Raw genomic sequence first — 21,918 nt, 5'->3', positions numbered from 1 at the left:
GTTCCGGTAAGCCATGAAACCTCATCAAAAAGAAAGCTCCGCCTGATCGTGCTTCAACAGGGAAATACGGTCGAACAGTTTGATTTTTTCATTGGCTTTTTGCTTGGCGTGATCGGACATGAATGCAATCAATTCTTCGAGCTGACTGACGTCTCCGACCACCTTGAATTCCTTTTCCTTGTTGACGAAAACAAGCGACTTCTTCTTTCTCGACAACAGTTCAATGACGTTACTGAGCGTACCGGTGCTCTTTGCGTCCCAGATCATCAAACCGTAGTCAGCTGCTTCGGCCATGACGACGTCTTTTTCGGTGAAGAAGGCTCTCGACCCCTTGGAATGCTTGGAGTCGACTGTTCTGGCGGGCCACTGTCCAAGGTTATTCCTCGGAGCAGAACCGCTGCAGAACACTGTGGTTCTGGATCGTTCGAGACTCAGCAGGTACTCCTGAATGGAGGTATCGGCGCCACCTGCATCCCCAACCACCACCTCAAAATCTGACGCGACGATATTATTGATGCGCTCTTTAACCTTCGGATCAAGGTTCTTGATGTTGATAGAGCCGGCAATAAATACAGTGGTCATTGAGTTCACATCATCTGCAGCACTTCTCGAGATTCATATGAATAAAGGAAAAAATGCCGGTCAGGGATGAGCTCACCGTCATCAGTGCAAAATCAGGCATTTCCTACAGATATGACCTTCCTGAAAAAGCCCCATTTCCTACGCTGTGCGTCGACAGAGTAGACTTGTCGCCGCAAGCGCCTGACCGATAGGCTTTATCCCGTCGCTGCTAATTCAGCGACCCGGGGTCGAAGCCGGAAACTGTCAACGCGGTGCTTGCATGCCCTCCATTGAACTGTGGCTGTCACAGCTTCAGTTTTGCTTTATGGCGGGCCGTGTGGCGCGGGCCTTCTGGCTTTTCCGTGTTTGACTGGAAGTATCCCGACTTCGAACGCCACACGGTTCGCCACCCAACTTGTCGAAGAGTTGATGGCGACTTTCCTACTCAAATCGGAAGTCACTAAATGTCTGCGCAAATCCAAAATTCATCGTCGACCCACTTCACCCCCACCATCTTCACCCGCCACAACCGCTTCCTCCACGCCTTCATGCAAGACCACGAAGCCTGGTTCTGTGTCCAGGATCTCGGTCGCCTGATGGGCTATCCGCTTAACGAACGCCTCACCCTGAAACTCGATCCCGACCAGCGTCGCCATGTCCTCCTGCGTCGGGACGGCGAAATCATCGATTGCGCGATGGTCAGCGAGTCCGGCCTGTTCGCCCTGCTCGTCCATCACTTCGTCCCGGAAAACCGGCACCTGCGCCAATGGCTGAGCCATGAAGTCATCCCGATGCTGCGCGAAACCCATTCAAGCCCAATGGACAACCATCCGAGCCTGAGTTCGATGCATTGGGCAGGCGTCACCGTGCCGCTGCTGCACTGGCAACAGCAGGCGTGGGTCAAATGGCGGGATGTGCCGGAGTTGATGCATGGACAGCGACCGTATCCGGTATCGGGAACGTGAAGCTGATTCCATAAAAAAGGGGCGGACTTCTCAGTCCGCCCCTTTTGATCTTCTCTTAAAACCGCGAAACACTCCGCATCGCATCCACCAGATACCGCATCGCGATCCGGTCACTTTCCGAAAGCTCGCGATAACGCTCCACCAGCTTCAGCTCCTCCGAGTTCAGCCGACGCCTTCTGCGCCCACTGCCCAAGCAAGGAAAGATGCCCAACATGTCGGTAATGCCTTGGATTTTTGCCATGGACGATGTCCTTCTCTAATACTGCAAAGAACTGCTTAAACACCACATCGCCCTGCCCCTTACAGCAGCGCCTTGTGCCCTGCCGGCTAAATGGGTCGCGCCGGCCATGCCCCTAGAATAGAAATTAATTCGGCGCTGAAAAGGGGTTTTTAGAGTAATTAGTCAAGAAAAGCAGATATGCCGTGTAAATCAGAAAGTCCTGTCAGATTTTTAACCGACATGTCTTGTTTCATTGACACCCTGTCGCACTGAATCAACGAATTTTGCATTGCGAGCGAACGGTTTAAGCTAGCGGGCATCTGTTTATAGTCCGTTGCGTTTGGCCGAAGGCTTGTCCGAACCGTTATTTCTGATCCAGCACGTGCCAGGAACGGCGCGGGATTGCACACGACAGGTTGTATTTATGCACCGCAGGAATTTGCTCAAAGCGTCCATGGCCATTGCGGCTTACACCGGTCTTTCGGCCACCGGCCTGCTGGCTACCCGTGCGTGGGCCGCCAGTGGCGGCGCTGCGGATGGCGAAGCGCAGGCCTTCGATTTCGAAGCGCTCAAGCGCCAGGCCAAGCAGCTCGCTGGCAGCGCCTATCAGGACACTAAACAGGTGCTCCCACCGACGTTGGCGACGATGACGCCGCAGAACTTCAATGCGATCCGCTACGACGGCGAGCATTCGTTGTGGAAGGAGAACAAGGGCCAGCTCGACGTACAGTTCTTCCACGTCGGCATGGGTTTCCGCCAGCCGGTGCGCATGTACAGCGTCGACCCGAAGACCCGCACCGCGCGCGAGGTGCATTTCCGCCCGACCCTGTTCAATTACGAGAACACCTCGGTCGACACCCAGCAGCTCAAGGGCGATTTGGGTTTTGCCGGCTTCAAGCTGTTCAAGGCGCCGGAACTGGATCGCCATGACGTGGTGTCGTTCCTCGGTGCCAGTTACTTCCGTGCCGTGGATGCGACTGGCCAATATGGCCTCTCCGCGCGCGGTCTGGCGATCGACACTTACGCCAAGAAACGCGAAGAATTCCCCGACTTCACCAAATTCTGGTTCGAGACCCCGGATCAGAACGCCACGCGTTTTGTGGTGTACGCCCTGCTCGACTCGCCGAGCGCGACCGGCGCGTACCGCTTCGACATCGATTGCCAGGCCGAGCGCGTGGTGATGGAGATCGACGCACACATCAATGCGCGCACCGCCATCGAGCAACTGGGCATCTCGCCGATGACCAGCATGTTCAGCTGCGGCAACCACGAACGCCGCATGTGCGACACCATTCACCCGCAAATCCACGACTCGGACCGTCTGGCCATGTGGCGTGGCAACGGTGAGTGGATCTGCCGTCCGCTGAACAACCCGGCGACCCTGCAGTTCAACGCGTTTGCCGATACCAATCCGAAGGGCTTCGGTCTGGTGCAGACCGACCATGAGTTCGCCAACTATCAGGACACCGTCGACTGGTACAGCAAGCGCCCGAGCCTGTGGGTAGAACCGACCACCGCGTGGGGCGAAGGCTCCATCGATCTGCTGGAAATTCCTACCACCGGCGAGACGCTCGACAACATCGTCGCGTTCTGGACCCCGAAGAAACCGGTGGCTGCCGGTGATTCGCTGAATTATGGCTACAAGCTCTACTGGAGCGCTCTGCCGCCGGTGAGCACGCCGTTGGCGCGGGTGCAGGCGACTCGTTCTGGCATGGGCGGTTTTGTTGAGGGTTGGGCACCGGGTGAGCATTACCCGCCGGTGTGGGCGCGTCGTTTTGCCGTGGACTTCACCGGTGGTGGTCTGGATCGACTGCCGCAGGGCACCGGTATTGAGCCGGTAGTGACGTGTTCGAACGGCAAGGTGCAGGATTTCAGCGTGCTGGTGCTGGATGACATCAAGGGTTACCGGATCCTGTTTGACTGGTACCCGACCAGTGACAGCGTTGAGCCGGTGGAGCTGCGGTTGTTTATTCGCACCAACGATCGCACGTTGAGCGAGACCTGGTTGTACCAGTACTTCCCGCCGGCGCCGGATAAGCGCAAATACCCTTGAGGGGTCTGTAGCGCCTGATTGGGCCTCATCGCGAGCAGGCTCGCTCCTACAGTTGATCTCTGTCGAACACGTATTTTGTGAACGACAAATAATCCTGTAGGAGTGAGCCTGCTCGCGATAGCGTCCGCCCAGTCAGCACAAAAAAACCAGAAAAAAGCCCCGGCCATCACTGACCGGGGCTTTTTGCTTTATCGCTATTCATTCAATCCCGTAAATCAGACTCATGAATCGGCTGATCCCGATGCGTCGCACGCTGATACTGCGCCGGCCACACCGCTTTGCGTCCACCCAGATCATCGTCGGCATGCAGCGGCCAGTACGGATCACGCAGCAGCTCGCGGGCGAGGAAGATGATGTCGGCCTGACAGGTGCGCAGAATGTGCTCAGCCTGCGCCGGCTCGGTAATCATTCCCACAGTGCCGGTGGCGATGCCTGACTCTTTACGTACGCGCTCGGCGAAACGCGTCTGATAACCCGGCCCCACCGGAATCTCAGCGTTGGCTGCGGTTCCGCCCGACGACACGTCGATCAGATCGGCGCCAAGGGTGTGCAGGCGTCGCGCCAGCTCGACGGTTTCATCCGGGTTCCAGCCATCCTCAACCCAATCGGTAGCCGAAACGCGAACAAATAACGGCAACTCCTCAGGCCAAACCGCCCGCACCGCCTCCGTCACTTGCAGCACCAGACGAATACGATTTTCAAACGAACCTCCGTACTGATCGCGGCGCTGATTGCTCAGCGGCGAGAGAAACTGATGCAGCAGATAACCATGCGCCGCATGCACCTCAACCACACTGAAACCGGCCTTCAACGCGCGTTTCGCGGCATCGACAAAGGCCTGAATGACGTCGGCAATCTGCCCTTCATCGAGTTGTTTCGGTTGCGTGTGTTGTGGGTCAAAGGCAATGGGCGAAGGCCCGACCGGTGTCCAGCCGCCGTCATCGGGTTTGACGCTGCCATGCTTGCCGATCCACGGCCGATGGGTGCTGGCCTTGCGCCCGGCGTGGGCCAGTTGAATCCCGGCGACCGCGCCTTGGGACGTGATGAAGCGGGTGATGCGTTGCAGCGGTTCGATCTGTTCGTCGTTCCACAGGCCAAGGTCTTCGGCGGTGATCCGCCCGTCGGCGGTGACTGCCGTCGCTTCGGTGAAGACCAGGCCTGCGCCACCCACGGCGCGGCTGCCGAGGTGTACCAGGTGCCAGTCATTGGCCAGGCCATCGACACTGGAGTACTGGCACATCGGTGACACAGCGATGCGGTTGGGCAAGGTCAGTTGGCGCAGGGTGAAGGGTTCAAGCAGCAGACTCATGGGGCACCTCTCAAATCAGTGGGCAGGCTCCAGGGTTCTGTTTGAATAGTCGACGAGTGACAGGAAAAAGGTGCAGCACCCGCCCCCGCGGGCAAAAAATTCGACAAGACGTCACAAGGCCAATCAAGCAGTGCTTAGAGCCTAGTCGACAACGGGGGATCGGGGGAAATTCAAGAAAAGATCGCAGCCTGCGGCAGCTCCTACAGAGCGCACTTCTATGTAGGAGCTGCCGCAGGCTGCGATCTTTTGATCTTCAGCGCGGTTCGATATGAGCAATCATCAACTGAACGGTCTCATTACCCCGAAACTCGTTAACGTCGAGCTTATAGGCGAGCTCAACCCACTTGATCGTCGGATTCGGCCAGATATCCCGGTCAATCCCAAACGCAATGCCATCCAGTTTCACCGAACCACATTCGCTCTTCAGCACCACTTTCAAATGCCGCTCGCCGACGACGCGCTGTTCAACCAACTGAAACACGCCGTGAAACAGCGGCTCCGGGAAGTGCTGTCCCCAAGGCCCAGCGTGGCGCAGGGCGCGGGCCAGTTCGAGGTGAAATTCTTCTACCGCCAGTGTGCCGTCCGACAGCATGCGCCCGGTCAGGTCTTCCTCGCGAAGTTGCCTACGCACTTCAGCGTCGAATGCCTCGGCGAACAGCGGAAAATTCTCCTGCGGCAAGGTCAGACCGGCCGCCATCGCGTGGCCACCGTACTTGGCGATCAGGGTCGGATGCTGCGCCGCGACCACGCTCAAGGCATCGCGAATATGGAAGCCCTGAACAGAGCGGCCCGAGCCTTTGAGCAAACCATCACCGGCATCGGCGAAGGCAATGGTCGGACGGAAGTAACGCTCTTTCATCCGCGACGCGAGAATCCCGATCACGCCTTGGTGCCACTCCGGATCGAACAGGCACAAGCCAAACGGCATCGATTCGACCGGCAAATCCTTGAGCTGCGCCAGCGCTTCACGCTGCATGCCCTGCTCGATGGATTTGCGATCCTGGTTCATGCCGTCCAGTTGCGCGGCCATTTCCCGGGCCAGATTGGCGTCGGCGGTGAGCAGGCATTCGATGCCCAGGCTCATGTCGTCCAGACGCCCGGCGGCGTTCAGGCGTGGACCGACGATAAACCCCAGATCGGTGGAGGTAATGCGCGCGGCGTCACGCTTGGCCACTTCAAGGATCGCTTTGATCCCCGGCCGTGCGCGACCGGCGCGAATGCGTTCAAGACCTTGATGCACCAGAATGCGGTTGTTGGCGTCCAGCGGCACCACGTCGGCAACGCTGCCCAGCGCCACCAGATCCAGCAGCTCGCCGATGTTCGGCTGCGGCTTGTTCTCGTACCAGCCGAGGCTGCGCAACCGCGCGCGCAATGCCATCAACACGTAGAAAATCACCCCGACGCCGGCCAGCGCCTTGCTCGGAAATTCGCAACCGGGCTGATTCGGGTTGACCAGCGCATCGGCCTGCGGCAGTTCATCGCCCGGCAAGTGGTGGTCAGTGATCAGCACTTTGAGGCCATGGCGCTTGGCGGCGGCCACACCTTCGACGCTGGAGATGCCGTTGTCGACGGTGACCAGCAAATGCGGCTCACGAGTCAAAGCGACTTCAACGATTTCCGGGGTCAGGCCGTAGCCATATTCAAAGCGGTTCGGCACCAGATAATCGACGTGCGCCGCACCGAGCAAACGCAAACCGAGCATACCGACCGTGCTGGCCGTCGCACCGTCCGCGTCGAAGTCGCCGACGATAAGAATGCGCTGGCGCTGCTCCAGCGCCGTCACCAGCAAGTCCACCGCCGCGTCGATGCCCTTGAGCTGCTGAAACGGGATCAACCGCGCCAGGCTCTTGTCCAGCTCTGCCTCGGACTGCACGCCCCGTGCCGCGTACAAGCGGGTCAGCAGCGGAGGAATATCACCCAGAAAGGGCAGCGTGGCAGGCAGTTGACGAGGTTCGATGCGCATGGGGTGACGGAGACTTCTCTCTAATACGTGGGATTATGCAGTTGAAGGCGCGGGATCAGCCGCGCTCACCTTGCAGCCATTGCAACTGGACTTCGTGCTGACCACGGTCGTCGGTGACGAAGATCGTCCCTTCGCTGATCATCACGTCCCACTTGATGACGCGGGGCATGTCCTTGGCCAGCGTCTCCAGCACTTCCTGCGGGACGGCGGCGATGTTGACGTTTTTCAGGTTCTTGATCGCCGGGATCACCTTGGTTTCCCAGACGCGCAGACTGCCATAGGCCAGCAGGCTGGTGCGCTCGGTGCGACGCGAGCACCAGGTCAGACGGTCGGCGTCTGGCTGGCCGACTTCGATCCAGTGCAGAACACGGTCGTCCAGGCTCTTTTCCCACAGTGCAGGTTCATCCACGTCTGACAGACCGCGACCAAACGACAACTGCTCGTTGTACCAGAGGGCGTAGGCCAGCAGGCGCACGGTCATGCGCTCTTCGGTTTCCGAAGGGTGACGGGCGATGGTCTGCTTGACGCTCTCGTAGACACTGCGGTCGAGATCGGTGAGGTTCAGTTCAAACTTGTAGGTAGTGGACGGCTGGGCCATGAACGGGCTTCTTGATACGAGGAAAGTCGGCAAGTCTAACCGATGCGGTAGGCAATCATCGAATTGATGGCGATCAAGCTGCGGCGTCTGACCGCCGGCTATGTTAAAACGCTGTATCCGCACAGCCTTGTCCTACAGGATTCAGTATGCCGTTCGCCAACAAACCGCTCTCGGGTGTGAAAGTCATTGAATTGGGTACGTTGATTGCCGGGCCGTTTGCCTCGCGTATTTGCGGCGAGTTCGGCGCCGAAGTGGTCAAGATCGAATCGCCGGACGGCGGTGATCCGCTGCGCAAGTGGCGTAAATTGTACGAAGGCACGTCCCTGTGGTGGTTCGTCCAGGCGCGCAACAAGAAGTCGCTGACCCTGAACCTAAAACACCCCGACGGTTTGGCGATCCTGAAAAAACTGCTCAGTGAAGCGGACATCCTCATCGAAAACTTCCGTCCAGGTGTCCTGGAAAAACTTGGCCTGAGCTGGGAAACCCTGCACGCCTTGAACCCGAAACTGGTGATGGTGCGTCTGTCCGGTTTCGGTCAGACCGGACCGATGAAGGATCAACCGGGCTTCGGCGCGGTCGGCGAATCCATGGGCGGCTTGCGTTACATCACCGGTTTCGAAGACCGCCCGCCAGTGCGCACCGGGATTTCCATTGGCGATTCGATTGCCGCGCTGTGGGGCGTAATTGGTGCATTGATGGCGCTGCGTCATCGCGAGGTCAACGGCGGCCTCGGCCAGGTAGTTGATGTGGCGTTGTACGAAGCAATTTTCGCGATGATGGAAAGCATGGTGCCGGAGTTCGATGTGTTCGGCTTTATCCGCGAGCGCACCGGCAACATCATGCCCGGCATCACACCCTCCTCCATCCACACCAGCGCCGACGGCAAGCATGTGCAGATCGGCGCCAATGGCGATGCGATCTTCAAGCGTTTCATGCTGATCATCGGCCGTGATGATCTGGCTAACGATCCGGCATTGGCCAGCAACGACGGTCGCGATAATCGCCGCGATGAGCTGTATGGCGTCATTGATCGCTGGGTCAACTCGCAGCCGTTGCAAACCGTGCTCGACCTGCTCAATCAGGCCGGTGTGCCGGCCAGCCGGATCTTCAGTGCCGAAGACATGTTCAACGATCCGCAGTATCTGGCCAGGGAAATGTTCCTGCATGCCAAGCTGCCGGACGGCAAGGACTTCAAGATGCCCGGCATTGTGCCGAAACTCTCTGAGACACCGGGCTCTTCCGAATGGGTCGGACCGCAGCTGGGTGAACACAATGCGCAGGTACTTCACGATCTTGGTTATGACGAGACACAGATCGCCCGACTGCGTGAAGACGGAGCCATTTAAGCTGAAGCGCCAGCCATCATCTCCCAACAACCGCGCCCGTCACTGGTGGACATGGCGGCTGTTCAGTCTGTTATTTCTGTTGGCCCTGTCCGCCGGAGCTCAAGCAAAACCGACGCTGATCTGGTTGCTGCGTGATCTGCCGCCACTGACCATTTTCGAAGGCCCTAAAAAGGGCCAAGGCGTGATCGATCAACTGATGCCGATGCTGATTGCCGGCATGCCGCAGTACGAACACAAGGTGATGCGGGTCAATCGTGCCCGCGGCCTGCAAATGCTTCATGAGAACCCCTTCGCCTGCGACCCCGCGCTGCTGTGGAGCAAAGAGCGCGCGCAGTGGGTGGCGTATTCGATCCCGGCGATTCGCGCGGTGGCCAATGGCTTGGTGGTGCGCCAACAGGATCGCGCGGTGCTTGAACCGTATCTGGCCGATGGTGAAGTGGATCTGTCGGCGTTGCTGGCCGCGACTGACCGCAAAGTCGGCGTCGTTGCCGAGCGCAGCTACGGAGAATTCATCGACACCCGGTTGCATCAGGCACCCAGCGGCGCACTGACGGCGCACTATGGCAACGATGCGCTGAGCAATCTGCTGTCGATGCAGCGACTGGGCCGGTTGCAGGTGGTGCTGGGTTATTGGCCAGAGATTCGCTATCAGGCGAAACAGGCGCAGATCAATGAAGATGAGCTCGAGTTCTATCCGATTGCGGGCAACGGCAAATATCTTTCAGGATACGTCGCCTGTTCCGACACCACACAGGGACGTCAGGCCATCACCGAGATCAACCATCTGCTGCGCACCCTGCCCCACGAACGCTTGAATGAGCTCTACGCCGCGTGGCTAGACCCCGACAGACGCGAGGATTACCTGGAGCAGGCCCATCTGTTTTTCGAACATCAGGCCGCGCAATAAGCAAACGCCAGACAAAAGAAACCCCGAGAAGTGGGGAGACGACTCGGGGTTAAACGTGGCCTACATAAAGACCCGTAGCAGCAAGCGACAAGCACCGGAGCACAATGCTTGATCCTGCTGTTATGGGGTCTGACTGACAGGGACGCCGGAAGGTTCCCACAAAAAATATTTCATCTTCACAGCACCGGACGCTTGTCCAGGGCTGCATTGCGCAAAGCCGCAATGACACAGGGTTCCAGCCGCCCTTCGGCGATCAGGATGTCGCGGTGCAAGCCGTCGACCACATCGGTCAACTGACGTTTGTCGCTCAACTGCGCCTGATTGAATTCGCGCTCTACGACGATGGCGCCGCTGCTGTTCTTCAAGCTCACCAGGCATTCGCCACGGGTGCCGCCAGGTGACAGGGAAACCTGATACGGGCTCAGAGCCTCACCGAGCAATAGACTGATACTTTCCATCTCGATCTCCACTCAATCGTCCGAAAACATTGTGTCTGGGGCGTGTCCACAGTAAATGACCACCGGCCCGAGAAGAAAGTTCTGAATAGCCGACTCGTCCCTGAGTTGTCACTGGCCTGTCAGAGCATGCACGGAGAAGATGACAGAAACATAACTGCCTGCTCACGCGCGTGCCGGATGCCTTACCGTCATCAGGTAACTGTCGAGCATTGCTCTCATCAGTACAGCCGAAACCGGCGTATGAAGCCGCCCCAACAGCTGTAGCTCATGCTCTTGCAGCAGCGCTTCGAGATCGCTGTGCAATCCCGGCGGCGCCCGACCCAACAGAATGACGGCGCGCGCCTCCTGACGCTCCGCCAGTTGCCGGATGAGCGCGATTCCTTCACCACCACTGAGCAGTGGATCGCAGATCGCAATGTCGATCATGGCACGGTGCGCCAGCGAGCGTCGTGCCGAAGCCAGCGACGAAGAGGTCAGGACATCGTAGATTCCGACTGCATTGAACATCTGGTGCAGCGCCATCAGTTGATAAGGATCGGGTTCGAGAATCAGGACTTTGAGCGAGCGCATGGCAACCTCTGTGACGGCAATCGCGGGCTCTCCCGCAGTAGCCGTTCACTCTAGGCGAGCCTTCTACAGCCTCCCATCGGAAAAGGCGGCGCGTGACATAGGAATTTTCCTTACTTCAATCAAGACATCAGCTTTCCGACGCCGCGTCGCCCGGAGTGATATCTGTCCAGCCGCCAAGCAAACCGCGTAATTGGCCATCGGCACTGTAAAAAGGCACCGTCCATTGGTAAATCTCCCGGTGGCCGCTTCTGAGTTGCAGGTGGCGTTTGCTGAAGCGCGTTCTGCGCGATCTCAGTTGCTCCATGAACTCTTCATGGAGCAAACCAGCGGTGCTTTCCGGGACGGCATCGACATCAATCAATCGTTGCCCCTGAACCTGATCGAAGCGGATCGACAACGCCTCTTCATAGCTTTTGTTGCACAAAATCAGGCGTCCCTCCAGATCGCGGACGAACACCGGATCGGGCATCGCATCGAGTAGTACCCGCTGGAACACCAATTGATCGCCCAGATGTTTTTCCGCATCGTGGCGCTGCTTGATCTCCGCTGTCAGGCGGCGATTCCAGAGCAGCGATAACGCAGCGAAAATGCAGCCGGCAGACAGTCCCCAGAAAATCAGTTCAGTCAGGCTCCGGCGTTGCTTGGAGGTCCGCTCCGCGCCGATGCCACCCAGCCATTTCTGGCGAATGGCGCGCAACTCGACGGCCGGAAAAGCTTCCAGCGCCTTGTTCAGGATACTCAGCAGTTCGGGCTGGCCTTTGCGCACTGCCAGGTGATCGGCTTCCCACTTGCCCTCCAGCAACTCACCGACATGCAGCAGTCCCGAAGGAAACAGTTGCGCGCCGATTTCGTTTTCGATGGTGACGTAGGCCTCGCCACTTTCAACCAGTGCCCGGGCTTCAGCGTAGGTTTTTACCGAACGTATTTCGATTGAGGGGTAATCGCGGCGAATTGTACTTTCCAGCGCGTGTCGTGCTGGCAACACCAATACTCGCTTGGCCAATTGTTCGAGCGATTGTACGGCCGGCTCGCCCGCGCGCCCGACGAATAGCCAGCCAGCGCCGCCAAACGCATGACTGAAATCCAGTGTCATCCTGCGCTCATCGTTGTCTGCCAGCGTTGTACTCATGTCGGCGGTACCGTTTTCAAGGTGCTCAAGCATCCGGTCGGTGGAGAACGACTCTCGAAAAACGAACTGCAAACCGGTCATGGCGCTGATGCGCTTGAGCAAATCGCTATTCAAACCGTTCCAGTGGCCGTGCTCATCCTGGAACAGGTACAACGGGTATTGCACCGATGCGACGATGACGGTCGGGTTTTCGCGAACCCATTGACGTTCGTGCTCATTAAGCTCCACAGGCCGGACGCTTGGGGCCTGTTCTTCATTCAGCACCAGGTGGGCCGCTACGCCAATGCGCCAGCAGCTCAACAGGCCCATAAGAAGAATCCCGTTCAGGGTATGTATCCATCCTCTCTCAAACAGCATTGCCACTTCCTTCGTGATCGACTCACCCGTCCTTACATGGGCGAAAACCCGAGCAGTGTGGCAGCAGAAACAAAAAAGCCCGTCAGGAGACGGGCTTCAAAATGTGACAGCTTTTCCAGGCTTAAAGCGGCTTGCCGCGGTTGCCATGCTGGCTGACAAAGGCTTGCACGGCTTTCAGCTCGTTTGGCAAAACGGTGCAACGCTCGTTTCGCTCAAACAAATCAGAAAGATGTGCAGGTAGCTCGAGAGCTTTTCCTACACCGGCTTTTTCCACGGCATCGGGGAATTTAACCGGATGAGCGGTGCCCAGGATCACCATCGGGATATCCAGGCTGCGGCGGCACTCGCGCGCCGCCTTGACGCCGATGGCGGTGTGCGGGTCCAGCACTTCGCCAGTCTGCTCGTAGACTTCGGCGATGGTTTCGCAGGTTTGTGCGTCATCCACGGCCAGCGAGTCGAACAGTTTGCGCGCTTCGGTCCAGCGCTCTTGCTCGACGCTGAAACCGCCGCCCTGCTTGAACGAATCCATCAGACCGGCGATCGCTGCACCGTTGCGACCGTGCAGGTCGAACAGCAGGCGTTCGAAGTTCGACGAGACCATGATGTCCATCGACGGCGACAGGGTGGCGTGCAAGGTGTCCTTGACGTACTGATTGCCGCTCATGAAGCGGTGCAGGATGTCGTTGCGGTTGGTGGCGACGATCAACTGGTTGATCGGCAAGCCCATGTTGCGCGCCAGGTAACCGGCGAAGATGTCGCCGAAGTTACCGGTTGGCACCGAGAACGACACCGAACGCGCCGGGCCGCCCAACTGCAGGGCTGCGTGGAAGTAGTAAACGATCTGGGCCATGATCCGCGCCCAATTGATCGAGTTCACCGCGACCAGACGCGTGCCTTTGAGGAAGCTCTGATCGGCGAAGCTCGCCTTGACCATTTCCTGGCAGTCATCGAAGTTGCCTTCGATGGCGATGTTGTGGATGTTCTCGCCGAAGATCGTGGTCATCTGGCGACGCTGCACTTCGGACACACGGTTGTGCGGGTGCAGAATGAAGATGTCGACGTTTTCGCAGTGCTTACAGCCTTCGATGGCGGCCGAGCCGGTGTCACCGGAGGTCGCGCCGACGATGACCACGCGCTCGCCGCGCTTTTCCAGCACGTAGTCGAGCAGACGACCGAGCAGTTGCAGGGCGAAGTCCTTGAACGCCAGGGTCGGACCGTGGAACAGCTCCAGCACCCATTCGTTGCCGTTCAGCTGACGCAGCGGCGCGACGGCGCTGTGGGCGAACACGCCGTAGGTTTCTTCGAGAATCTTTTTGAAATCGGCATCGGGAATGCTGCCGGTAACGAACGGGCGCATCACGCGGAAGGCCAGTTCGTGATAGGGCAGGCCGGCCCAGGAAGCGATTTCTTCCTGGGTGAAACGTGGCAGGTTTTCCGGGACGTACAGACCGCCGTCGGTTGCCAGACCAGCCAGCAGGACGTCTTCGAAATTCAGGGCCGGTGCCTGGCCGCGGGTACTGATGTAACGCATGACTGACTCCAATGGAGAGTGTTCACGGCACTGGCCCCGTTCACGGGGCCGGTGCAGGACAACGACTTAGTTCAGGTGCTCGACGCGGATCCGTACAACCGGACCATTGACGCCGGCCAGCGCTTCGAGGGCGGCGATGGCATCGTTGATGCGCTGCTCGACCACACGGTGGGTCAGCAGGATCATCGGCACCAGACCGTCGTGTTCCTCGACTTCCTTCTGCATGATCGACTCGATGTTGATGCCGCGCTCCGAGAGGATGCTCGCTACCTGAGCGAGTACGCCCGGATGGTCCTTGGCCTGAATACGCAGGTAGTACGCACTTTCGCAGGCTTCGATCGGCAGGATCGGATGGGCCGACAGCGAGTCCGGCTGGAAAGCCAGGTGCGGCACGCGGTTTTCCGGGTCGGAAGTCATGGCGCGAACCACGTCGACCAGGTCGGCGATCACCGACGAAGCGGTTGGCTCCATGCCGGCGCCAGCGCCGTAGAACAGCGTCGAACCGGCGGCGTCACCGTTGACCATCACCGCGTTCATCACGCCGTTGACGTTGGCGATCAGGCGATCGGCCGGGATCAGCGTCGGGTGGACGCGCAACTCGATGCCGGCGTCTGTGCTGCGCGCCACACCGAGGTGCTTGATGCGATAACCCAGCGCTTCGGCGTAGTTGACGTCAGCGGTGGTCAGCTTGGTGATGCCTTCGGTGTAAGCCTTGTCGAATTGCAGCGGAATGCCGAACGCGATGGAAGCCAGAATCGTCAGCTTGTGCGCCGCATCGATGCCTTCGACGTCGAAGGTTGGATCAGCCTCGGCATAACCCAGCGCTTGCGCTTCGACCAGCACGTCTTCGAACGTACGGCCCTTCTCGCGCATTTCGGTGAGGATGAAGTTGCCGGTGCCGTTGATGATCCCGGCCACCCAGTTGATGCGGTTGGCGGAAAGGCCTTCGCGGATCGCCTTGATCACCGGAATGCCACCGGCCACCGCTGCTTCGAACGCCACGATCACGCCTTTCTCGCGTGCCTTGGCGAAAATTTCATTACCGTGAACGGCAATCAGAGCCTTGTTCGCGGTGACCACATGCTTGCCATTCTCGATGGCCTTGAGTACCAGCTCGCGGGCAACGGTGTAGCCGCCCATCAGCTCTATGACGATGTCGATCTCAGGGTTCGTGGCCACTTCGAAGACATCGTTGGTAATCGCAATACCGGTCGTCTGGAACTGAGGCTTTGGCGTGCGCGTGGCAATTTGTGCCACTTCAATCCCACGCCCGGCACGACGAGCAATTTCCTCGGCGTTGCGCTGAAGTACGTTGAAGGTACCGCCACCGACGGTCCCTAACCCACAGATGCCTACTTTGACCGGATTCACTGTGAACTCCCCATAAAACGGCCGACTCAGGGTCGGCCGGAAAACAACCGCGTGCTCGCGGCTCTCTATTAATGGCCCGGCGATCTCGCTGCCGGACCATGATCGTCACGGTTGACCGTGACGATGCGAATTACTTGGCGCCCAGCGCCAGTTTGGCGACTTGTGGCGCAGGCTGGTAGCCCGGAATGACTTGTCCGTCGGCCAAAACGATGGCCGGTGTACCGTTCACGCCAATCGACTGACCGAGGGCGAACTGTTTGGAAACCGGATTCTCGCACTTGGCGGCCTTGATTTCCTTGCCATCGACCATTTTGTCCATGGCCGCTTTCTTGTCTTTCGAGCACCACACGGCTTGCAGTTGCTCGTCACCCGGCGAGTTCAGGCCTTGACGCGGGAACGCGACGTAGCGCACTTCGATGCCGCGCTTGTTCAGCTCCGGCACTTCGGCGTGCAGCTTGTGGCAGTACGGGCAGGTGGTGTCGGTGAACACGGTGATGTGCGATTTGGTTTCGCCCACGGCCGGGTAGACCACGGTTTCGGCAACCGGAATGTCGTTGATCAGCTTGGAGATGCCCAGGCGCTCGGTCTTTTCGGTCAGGTTGACCGGTTTACCGTCCTTGAGCTGGAACAGATAGCCCTGCACCACGTATTGGCCGTCCGCGCTGGCGTACAGCACGCGGCTGCCCTTGAGCTTGACTTCGTACATGCCCGGCAACGGGCTGGCGGAAATGCTCTCGACCGGGACTTCGAGCTGGAGGTTTTCCAGGCTTTTACGAATGGCTTTGTCGGCCGCGTCATCGGCGACGGCAAAGGTGCTGACCAACGCAATGGCTGCGGCGGCGAAAATCTGGGTCAGACGCATGAGAACTCCTGAAGGCGGACAAATGAAACGGTCAGAACGCCCGTGCCGGAACACCGGGTCATAACCGTCCATCGTGCAAACCGGCAAAGCCTAACACATAAGGTCACGGTGGCCGAATGCGCCTGTCGCCACTCATCACCCCTGCCTCATGTAGGAGCTGCCGAAGGCTGCGATCTCTTGATTCAGTTTCTAAGATCAAAAGATCGCAGCCTTCGGCAGCTCCTACAGGGGGAGGTCTGTGGTTAGCCGCGGGGGTGGTGTTTGGCATGCAGTTCCTGCAATCGGGCGCGGGCGACATGGGTATAGATCTGCGTGGTGGAAAGGTCACTGTGACCGAGCAGCATCTGCACTACGCGCAAGTCCGCGCCATGGTTGAGCAGATGCGTGGCAAACGCGTGACGCAAGGTGTGCGGCGACAGCGACTTGCCGATTCCAGCAACCTTGGCCTGGTGCTTGATGCGGTGCCAGAACGTCTGGCGGGTCATCTGCTCGCCGCGCTGACTGGGGAACAGCACATCGCTGGGCCGCCCTCCGAGCAACTCGCCACGACCATCACGCATGTAGCGCTCGACCCAGACAATCGCCTCCTCGCCCATCGGCACCAGCCGCTCCTTGCTGCCCTTGCCCATCACGCGTAATACGCCCTGGCGCAGGTTGACTTGCTCCAGCGTCAGGCTGACCAGTTCGGTCACCCGCAAACCGCAGGCGTACAGCACTTCAAGCATGGCTCGGTCGCGCTGGCCGATGGCTTCGCTCAGATCCGGCGCTTTGAGCAACGCCTCAACATCGGCCTCCGACAAGGATTTGGGCAATGGCCGACCCAGTTGTGGCATGTCGACGCGTAACGTCGGGTCAACGCCGATCATCTTTTCCCGCAGCAGATAGCGATAAAAACCACGCACACCGGAGAGAAATCTCGCCGTGGAACGCGGTTTGTAGTTCTGCTCCAGACGCCACGCCAAGTGATCGAGGATCAGCTCGCGGCCGGCATTGATCAGTTCCAGGTTCTTCTCCTGCAACCAGCCGTTGAACAGCGCCAGATCGCTGCGATAGGCGCCACGGGTGTTATCGGACAGGCCCTTTTCCAGCCATAACGCGTCGAGGAATTGGTCAATGAGGGGATGATCGATGGCAGGCATGGGCGCTCAAGTCACACAGTCTCAAGGACTGTGAGCAAATGTAGAGTGAACTGTAGGAATGGGCACTAGTCTTTCATAGCCCGCAATTTCAAGGAACAGGGAGCATCAATGAACGAGCAGCAAATTCTATTGGCATTTGGCGGGATTGGCGCTGCGGCGCTGGGTTGCCAATGGCTGGCCTGGCGCCTGAAGCTGCCGGCGATTCTGTTTCTGTTGCTGACGGGGATCCTGGTCGGCCCGGTATTGGGCTGGCTTGATCCGCAGGAAATGTTTGGCCCACTGCTGATGCCGCTGGTGTCGCTGGCGGTGGCGCTGATTCTGTTCGAGGGCAGCCTGACCCTGCACCTCTCCGAATGGCGCGAGATCGGCAGCGTTGTCCATCGTTTAGTAACCATCGGGGCGATCTCGACCTGGGTAGTCATCGCCGTCGCGACGCACTTTTTGCTCGGCTTCGACTGGATGCTGGCCATTCTCTTTGGCAGCCTGACGCTGGTCACCGGCCCGACCGTGATCGTGCCGATGTTGCGGGTGGTGCGGCCGAAAGCTTCGATCGCCAACATTCTGCGCTGGGAAGGCATCGTCATCGACCCGATCGGCGCCCTCCTCGCCGTGGTGGTGTACAGCTTCATCATCGCCAGCGCTGAAGGTCATGGCCTCAAGCAGAGCCTGTTCACCTTTGGTGGCGTGATTCTGTGCGGCGCGGTGTTCGGCATTGTCGGTGGCTGGCTGCTCGGCACAGTGATCCGTCGGCAGTGGTTGCCGGAGTATCTGCATAACCTCGCCTCGCTGGCGGCGGTGTTGGGGATTTTCATTGCCTCCAACGAGGTGATGCACGAGTCCGGTTTGCTGGCGGTAACGTTGATGGGCATGTGGCTGGCGAACATGAAGGGCGTGGATGTGCGGCACATCCTGCACTTCAAGGAAAACCTCAGCGTGCTGCTGATTTCCGGGCTGTTCATCTTGTTGGCGGCGCGCCTGGATTTGTACGCCTTGATCGGCCTTGGGCCGCTGGTGTTGATTCTGTTGCTGGTGATTCAGCTGATCGCCCGGCCATTGAACGTGCTGCTCAGCACGGCTGGATCGAGCCTGAGCTGGCGGGAGCGCGCACTGCTGTGCTGGATTGCGCCACGGGGGATCGTTGCGGCGGCGGTGTCGGCGATTTTTGCAATTCGTCTGCATGAGGCCGGACACGAGGGCGCATTGCTGCTGGTGCCGCTGACCTTTGCGGTGATCATCGGCACCGTTGTGCTGCAAAGTGCGACTGCGCGACCGCTGGCACGCCTGTTGAAGGTTGCAGAGCCTGCGCCAAGTGGATTCCTCATCGTCGGCGCAAACGGGCCAGCGCGGGAGCTGGGCAAATCGCTGCAGCAACTGGGCAGCCGCGTGCTGTTGACCGATTCGAGTTGGGAAAATATTCGCGCGGCGCGGATGGAAGGCTTGCCGACATATTTCGGCAACCCGGCCTCGCAACATGCCGATGCGCATCTGGATCTGGTCGGGCTGGGGCATTTGCTGGCGCTGTCGCCGTCGGGCGAACTCAATACTCTGGCGGCGATGCGCTTTCGGCATGATTTCGGCCATCAGCGCCTGTTTGGTCTCGCCAGCGGGCATGAGAGCCGACGCAGCGACAAACACCGCGCCAGCCTTGAGCATCGCGGCAATCAGTTGGGTAGCGAGGCATTCACTTACGCGAAGCTGGCCAGCCAGATGGGCCAGGGTGCCGAGTTGTACAGCACGACGCTGACAGATGGATTTGGCTGGGAGGATTACCGGGCGCTGCATGGCAATCGCGCCACGTTGTTGTTCATGCGCGATGACAGTGGCTGGGTGCATGTGGTGACGCCGGAGACGGCGCTGAAGCCTGGGGCGGGGTGGACGTTGTTGGCGTTGATTCAGCCTGAGGCCAGCGGCGCCTCTTGAATCGAATCGCGAGCAGGCTCACTCCTACAGGGAACGCATTCCAACTGTAGGAGTGAGCCTGCTCGCGATGGCTTAGACTCGGTTTCAGATCAGGCAGCAAAACCCGGCAGCACCGGCACCGGCCGCTTCTCATCATCAATCGCGACAAAGCTGAACTGCCCATGAATCGCTTTCTCGCGGCCATCGCAGCTCATGCTCTCGACAAACACTTCCACCTCGACCTTGAGGCTGGTGTTGCCGACCTTGATCACCTTTCCGACCAGCTCAACGATGGAGCCGGCCGGGATGGCGTGGTTGAAGTCGATGCGATCGGTGGACACAGTCACCAGCGGCAGCCGGCAGAAACGCGTGGCGGTGATGAACGAGACTTCGTCCATCCATGCCAATGCGGTGCCGCCGAACAAAGTGTTGTGGTGGTTGGTGGTCGGCGGGAAGACGGCCTTGGTTACGCGGGTTACCGAGAGTTCGGTACGGCGCTGGATTTCCTGGTCGCGGGTGGTCATGGTTCGGGCCTGAAACGAAAATACGGTGAATAAATTGCAGGCAACAAAAAAGCAGCCCGTAGGCTGCTTTTTTCTGCATCGGAAGCTGGACTTAAGCCAGTTTTTCCTTGATGCGAGCTGCTTTACCCGACAGGTCGCGCAGGTAGTACAGCTTGGCTTTACGTACGTCACCGCGACGTTTGACAGCCATGCTGTCGATCTGCGGGGAGTAGGTCTGGAAAGTACGTTCTACGCCAACACCGTTGGAGATTTTACGAACGGTGAACGCACTGTTCACGCCGCGGTTACGCTTGGCGATTACAACGCCTTCGAACGCTTGCAGACGGGAACGATCGCCTTCCTTCACTTTCACCTGAACGACAATAGTGTCGCCTGGGGCGAAGGTAGGGATTTCTTTGGTCATCTGCTCTGCTTCGAGTGCAAGGATGATTTTGTTGGTCATGCTGTGCTCCTAAGGTAAATCGTTCGATCTACCATCGATACGTTGTTAACTATCGTCCCGCTCGCGGATGTATTCCTCGAGCAGCTTCTTCTCTTCTCCAGAAAGCGAGCGGCTTTCCAGAAGATCGGCGCGTCGTTCAAAGGTCCTACCAAGGGACTGCTGTAAACGCCAACGCCGGATATGCGCGTGGTTGCCACTCAGCAACACGTCGGGTACACGCTGATCCGCATACACCTCAGGTCGGGTGTAGTGCGGGCAATCCAGCAGACCATCCGTAAAGGAATCTTCCTCGGCGGAGTCCGCATGCCCTAAAGCTCCAGGCAGCAGTCGTGTAACCGCATCGATCAGGACCATGGCCGGCAGCTCGCCGCCAGACAGTACATAGTCGCCAATCGACCACTCTTCATCGACATGAGCTTCAATAAAACGCTCGTCAATGCCTTCATAGCGGCCGGCAATCAGGATCAATGCATCCGATTGTGCCAACTCGCGTACCGCCGACTGATTCAGTTGACGGCCTTGGGGGGACAGGTAAATCACCTTCGCCGCCTCCCCGGCTGCTGCCTTGGCCTGAGCCAGAGCATCTTCCAGGGGCTTGATCTTCATCACCATGCCCGGACCACCGCCAAACGGGCGATCGTCCACAGTGTGATGCCGATCCGTCGTGTAATCTCGCGGATTCCAACAGGTCAGCTGCAAGAGCCCCTGTTTGACCGCACGACTGGTGATGCCGTAGTCGCCGATGGCGGAAAACATCTCGGGAAACAAACTGATCACTTCTACGCGCAAGTTAGCCACGCTTAGAAGTCCGCGTCCCAATCCACCTTCATCTCGCCCGCTGCCAGGTCGATGGCCAACACGCATTGCTCCGTATAGGGCAACAGGCGTTCGCGATCATCCAGGCTGCCAGCGCAAGGCTTGACGACCATTACATCATTGGCGCCGGTTTCCAGAAGATGATCGATTTTCCCGAGCAATTGCCCAAGGGTGTCGATGACCTTCAGACCTTCCAGCTGGTACCAGTAGTACTCACCGTCGGTCAATTCAGCGAACAGATTGCGCGGCACGCAGATCTCATAACCGGCCAGAAGACGAGCTTCTTCACGATCATCAAGACCCTTGAGCTTTGCGACCAGGAACTTGTCGCTCCCGCGTCCACTGACCAGCTCGACCTGTTTGACATTGCCTTCGCGCTTGAGCGTCCAGGTTTTGTACTGCAACAGGTTTTCAGTCGGATCAGTAAAGGAATAAACCTTCACTTCGCCGCGAACGCCATGAACAGAATAAATTTTGCCAATAACGATCAAATCATCGGCAACAGCAGGCGTCGCGTTCATATTGCTCAGGCCGCAGCCTTTGCAGATTCCTTCAGCAACTGAGCAACACGCTCAGAAGGCTGTGCACCAACGCTCAGCCAGTAGGCTACGCGCTCTTGGTTCACGGACAGACGGATTTCCTGACCACGGGCAACAGGGTTGAAGAAACCAACCTGTTCTTTGTGGGAGCCGTCACGCGGGTTACGCGAGTCGGTTACGGTCAGGTGGTAAAACGGGCGCTTTTTGGAGCCGCCAAGGGCAAGACGGATTGTTAGCATGTGAACATCGTTCCTGTAGTCGGTGCTGCAAATCTAAATGCACAGCGGGCATGGGTGCCCGAAAGGCCGCATATTCTAAGGAATATCCGGACTTTTGCAAATGACTTTTTCCGGCGCCTG

At 58.6% G+C, this 21,918-nt stretch carries 22 protein-coding genes; 5 read left to right on the top strand and 17 right to left on the bottom strand.

What is annotated here, in order from left to right; genetic code table 11:
* Nucleotides 1-24 precede the first annotated feature (24 nt).
* Nucleotides 25-582 carry a hypothetical protein gene (locus CQ009_RS08985; RefSeq protein ID WP_064120574.1) on the bottom strand — a complete coding sequence of 186 codons (558 nt, stop codon included), beginning with the start codon at nucleotides 580-582 and terminating at the stop codon, nucleotides 25-27.
* Nucleotides 583-1,025: 443 nt separating this feature from the next.
* On the opposite strand from CQ009_RS08985, the gene CQ009_RS08980 reads away from it, so the two are divergent.
* Nucleotides 1,026-1,526 (top strand): Bro-N domain-containing protein, encoded by a 501-nt coding sequence (locus CQ009_RS08980; RefSeq protein ID WP_064393241.1) that lies wholly within the window; start codon nucleotides 1,026-1,028, stop codon nucleotides 1,524-1,526.
* A gap of 55 nt (nucleotides 1,527-1,581) precedes the next feature.
* Here CQ009_RS08980 and CQ009_RS08975 read toward each other — a convergent pair whose 3' ends face one another.
* Nucleotides 1,582-1,767, bottom strand: a complete 186-nt coding sequence (locus CQ009_RS08975) for a hypothetical protein (RefSeq protein WP_053117475.1) — start codon at nucleotides 1,765-1,767, stop codon at nucleotides 1,582-1,584.
* Between the two features lie 403 nt (nucleotides 1,768-2,170).
* Between CQ009_RS08975 and CQ009_RS08970 the strand changes: the two genes are divergently transcribed.
* Nucleotides 2,171-3,799, top strand: a complete 1,629-nt coding sequence (locus CQ009_RS08970) for a glucan biosynthesis protein D (RefSeq protein ID WP_105705665.1) — start codon at nucleotides 2,171-2,173, stop codon at nucleotides 3,797-3,799.
* A gap of 202 nt (nucleotides 3,800-4,001) precedes the next feature.
* On the opposite strand, the gene CQ009_RS08965 is transcribed toward CQ009_RS08970, so the two are convergent.
* From CQ009_RS08965 to CQ009_RS08955, 3 genes are all read right to left on the bottom strand, one after another.
* Nucleotides 4,002-5,108 (bottom strand): NADH:flavin oxidoreductase/NADH oxidase, encoded by a 1,107-nt coding sequence (locus CQ009_RS08965; protein WP_064393243.1) that lies wholly within the window; start codon nucleotides 5,106-5,108, stop codon nucleotides 4,002-4,004.
* A gap of 253 nt (nucleotides 5,109-5,361) precedes the next feature.
* Nucleotides 5,362-7,071: a single-stranded-DNA-specific exonuclease RecJ gene (recJ, locus tag CQ009_RS08960; protein WP_105705662.1), complete on the bottom strand. Its 1,710-nt coding sequence runs from the start codon at nucleotides 7,069-7,071 to the stop codon at nucleotides 5,362-5,364.
* Between the two features lie 55 nt (nucleotides 7,072-7,126).
* Nucleotides 7,127-7,669: a YaeQ family protein gene (locus CQ009_RS08955; protein WP_007908961.1), complete on the bottom strand. Its 543-nt coding sequence runs from the start codon at nucleotides 7,667-7,669 to the stop codon at nucleotides 7,127-7,129.
* Nucleotides 7,670-7,815: 146 nt separating this feature from the next.
* Between CQ009_RS08955 and CQ009_RS08950 the strand changes: the two genes are divergently transcribed.
* Nucleotides 7,816-9,015 carry a CaiB/BaiF CoA-transferase family protein gene (locus tag CQ009_RS08950; protein ID WP_064393245.1) on the top strand — a complete coding sequence of 400 codons (1,200 nt, stop codon included), beginning with the start codon at nucleotides 7,816-7,818 and terminating at the stop codon, nucleotides 9,013-9,015.
* Nucleotides 8,969-9,922 (top strand): TIGR02285 family protein, encoded by a 954-nt coding sequence (locus tag CQ009_RS08945; protein ID WP_163024162.1) that lies wholly within the window; start codon nucleotides 8,969-8,971, stop codon nucleotides 9,920-9,922. The genes CQ009_RS08950 and CQ009_RS08945 overlap by 47 nt, the downstream gene beginning before the upstream one ends.
* A gap of 176 nt (nucleotides 9,923-10,098) precedes the next feature.
* Here CQ009_RS08945 and CQ009_RS08940 read toward each other — a convergent pair whose 3' ends face one another.
* The 7 genes from CQ009_RS08940 to xerD form a co-directional block, all read right to left on the bottom strand.
* On the bottom strand, nucleotides 10,099-10,380 hold the full coding sequence (locus tag CQ009_RS08940) for a DUF3509 domain-containing protein (protein WP_064393247.1): 282 nt from the start codon (nucleotides 10,378-10,380) through the stop codon (nucleotides 10,099-10,101).
* Nucleotides 10,381-10,542: 162 nt separating this feature from the next.
* Nucleotides 10,543-10,950 carry a response regulator gene (locus tag CQ009_RS08935; RefSeq protein WP_064393248.1) on the bottom strand — a complete coding sequence of 136 codons (408 nt, stop codon included), beginning with the start codon at nucleotides 10,948-10,950 and terminating at the stop codon, nucleotides 10,543-10,545.
* 127 nt (nucleotides 10,951-11,077) lie between these two features.
* A complete protein-coding gene (locus CQ009_RS08930; protein ID WP_105705660.1) occupies nucleotides 11,078-12,436 on the bottom strand; it encodes a transporter substrate-binding domain-containing protein in 1,359 nt (452 codons plus the stop codon).
* A 121-nt stretch (nucleotides 12,437-12,557) separates the two neighbouring features.
* Nucleotides 12,558-13,967, bottom strand: a complete 1,410-nt coding sequence (gene thrC / locus CQ009_RS08925; RefSeq protein ID WP_064393250.1) for a threonine synthase — start codon at nucleotides 13,965-13,967, stop codon at nucleotides 12,558-12,560.
* A gap of 66 nt (nucleotides 13,968-14,033) precedes the next feature.
* Nucleotides 14,034-15,338, bottom strand: a complete 1,305-nt coding sequence (locus CQ009_RS08920) for a homoserine dehydrogenase (RefSeq protein WP_064393251.1) — start codon at nucleotides 15,336-15,338, stop codon at nucleotides 14,034-14,036.
* A gap of 130 nt (nucleotides 15,339-15,468) precedes the next feature.
* Nucleotides 15,469-16,200: a bifunctional protein-disulfide isomerase/oxidoreductase DsbC gene (gene dsbC / locus CQ009_RS08915; RefSeq protein WP_105705657.1), complete on the bottom strand. Its 732-nt coding sequence runs from the start codon at nucleotides 16,198-16,200 to the stop codon at nucleotides 15,469-15,471.
* Between the two features lie 242 nt (nucleotides 16,201-16,442).
* Nucleotides 16,443-17,339, bottom strand: a complete 897-nt coding sequence (xerD, locus tag CQ009_RS08910; RefSeq protein WP_105705655.1) for a site-specific tyrosine recombinase XerD — start codon at nucleotides 17,337-17,339, stop codon at nucleotides 16,443-16,445.
* A gap of 108 nt (nucleotides 17,340-17,447) precedes the next feature.
* On the opposite strand from xerD, the gene CQ009_RS08905 reads away from it, so the two are divergent.
* The gene (locus CQ009_RS08905) at nucleotides 17,448-19,259 is read left to right on the top strand and encodes a sodium:proton antiporter (protein WP_105705653.1); all 1,812 of its coding nucleotides are present in this window, start codon (nucleotides 17,448-17,450) and stop codon (nucleotides 19,257-19,259) included.
* 89 nt (nucleotides 19,260-19,348) lie between these two features.
* On the opposite strand, the gene CQ009_RS08900 is transcribed toward CQ009_RS08905, so the two are convergent.
* From CQ009_RS08900 to rpsP, 5 genes are all read right to left on the bottom strand, one after another.
* Complete coding sequence (locus tag CQ009_RS08900) at nucleotides 19,349-19,762, bottom strand: acyl-CoA thioesterase (protein ID WP_105705650.1); 414 nt, start codon at nucleotides 19,760-19,762, stop codon at nucleotides 19,349-19,351.
* Nucleotides 19,763-19,853: 91 nt separating this feature from the next.
* On the bottom strand, nucleotides 19,854-20,204 hold the full coding sequence (gene rplS, locus CQ009_RS08895) for a 50S ribosomal protein L19 (protein ID WP_003175895.1): 351 nt from the start codon (nucleotides 20,202-20,204) through the stop codon (nucleotides 19,854-19,856).
* 45 nt (nucleotides 20,205-20,249) lie between these two features.
* On the bottom strand, nucleotides 20,250-21,002 hold the full coding sequence (trmD, locus tag CQ009_RS08890; protein ID WP_038357743.1) for a tRNA (guanosine(37)-N1)-methyltransferase TrmD: 753 nt from the start codon (nucleotides 21,000-21,002) through the stop codon (nucleotides 20,250-20,252).
* A gap of 2 nt (nucleotides 21,003-21,004) precedes the next feature.
* Nucleotides 21,005-21,541 (bottom strand): ribosome maturation factor RimM, encoded by a 537-nt coding sequence (gene rimM, locus CQ009_RS08885; protein ID WP_064393256.1) that lies wholly within the window; start codon nucleotides 21,539-21,541, stop codon nucleotides 21,005-21,007.
* Between the two features lie 5 nt (nucleotides 21,542-21,546).
* Nucleotides 21,547-21,798 (bottom strand): 30S ribosomal protein S16, encoded by a 252-nt coding sequence (rpsP, locus tag CQ009_RS08880; protein ID WP_003185073.1) that lies wholly within the window; start codon nucleotides 21,796-21,798, stop codon nucleotides 21,547-21,549.
* Nucleotides 21,799-21,918 lie beyond the last annotated feature (120 nt).

This window comes from Pseudomonas sp. MYb2, assembly GCF_002979955.1.
Lineage (GTDB): Bacteria > Pseudomonadota > Gammaproteobacteria > Pseudomonadales > Pseudomonadaceae > Aquipseudomonas.
The sequence above is the reverse complement of the archived record's forward strand: the minus strand, read 5'-3'. Positions and strand labels throughout refer to the sequence as shown.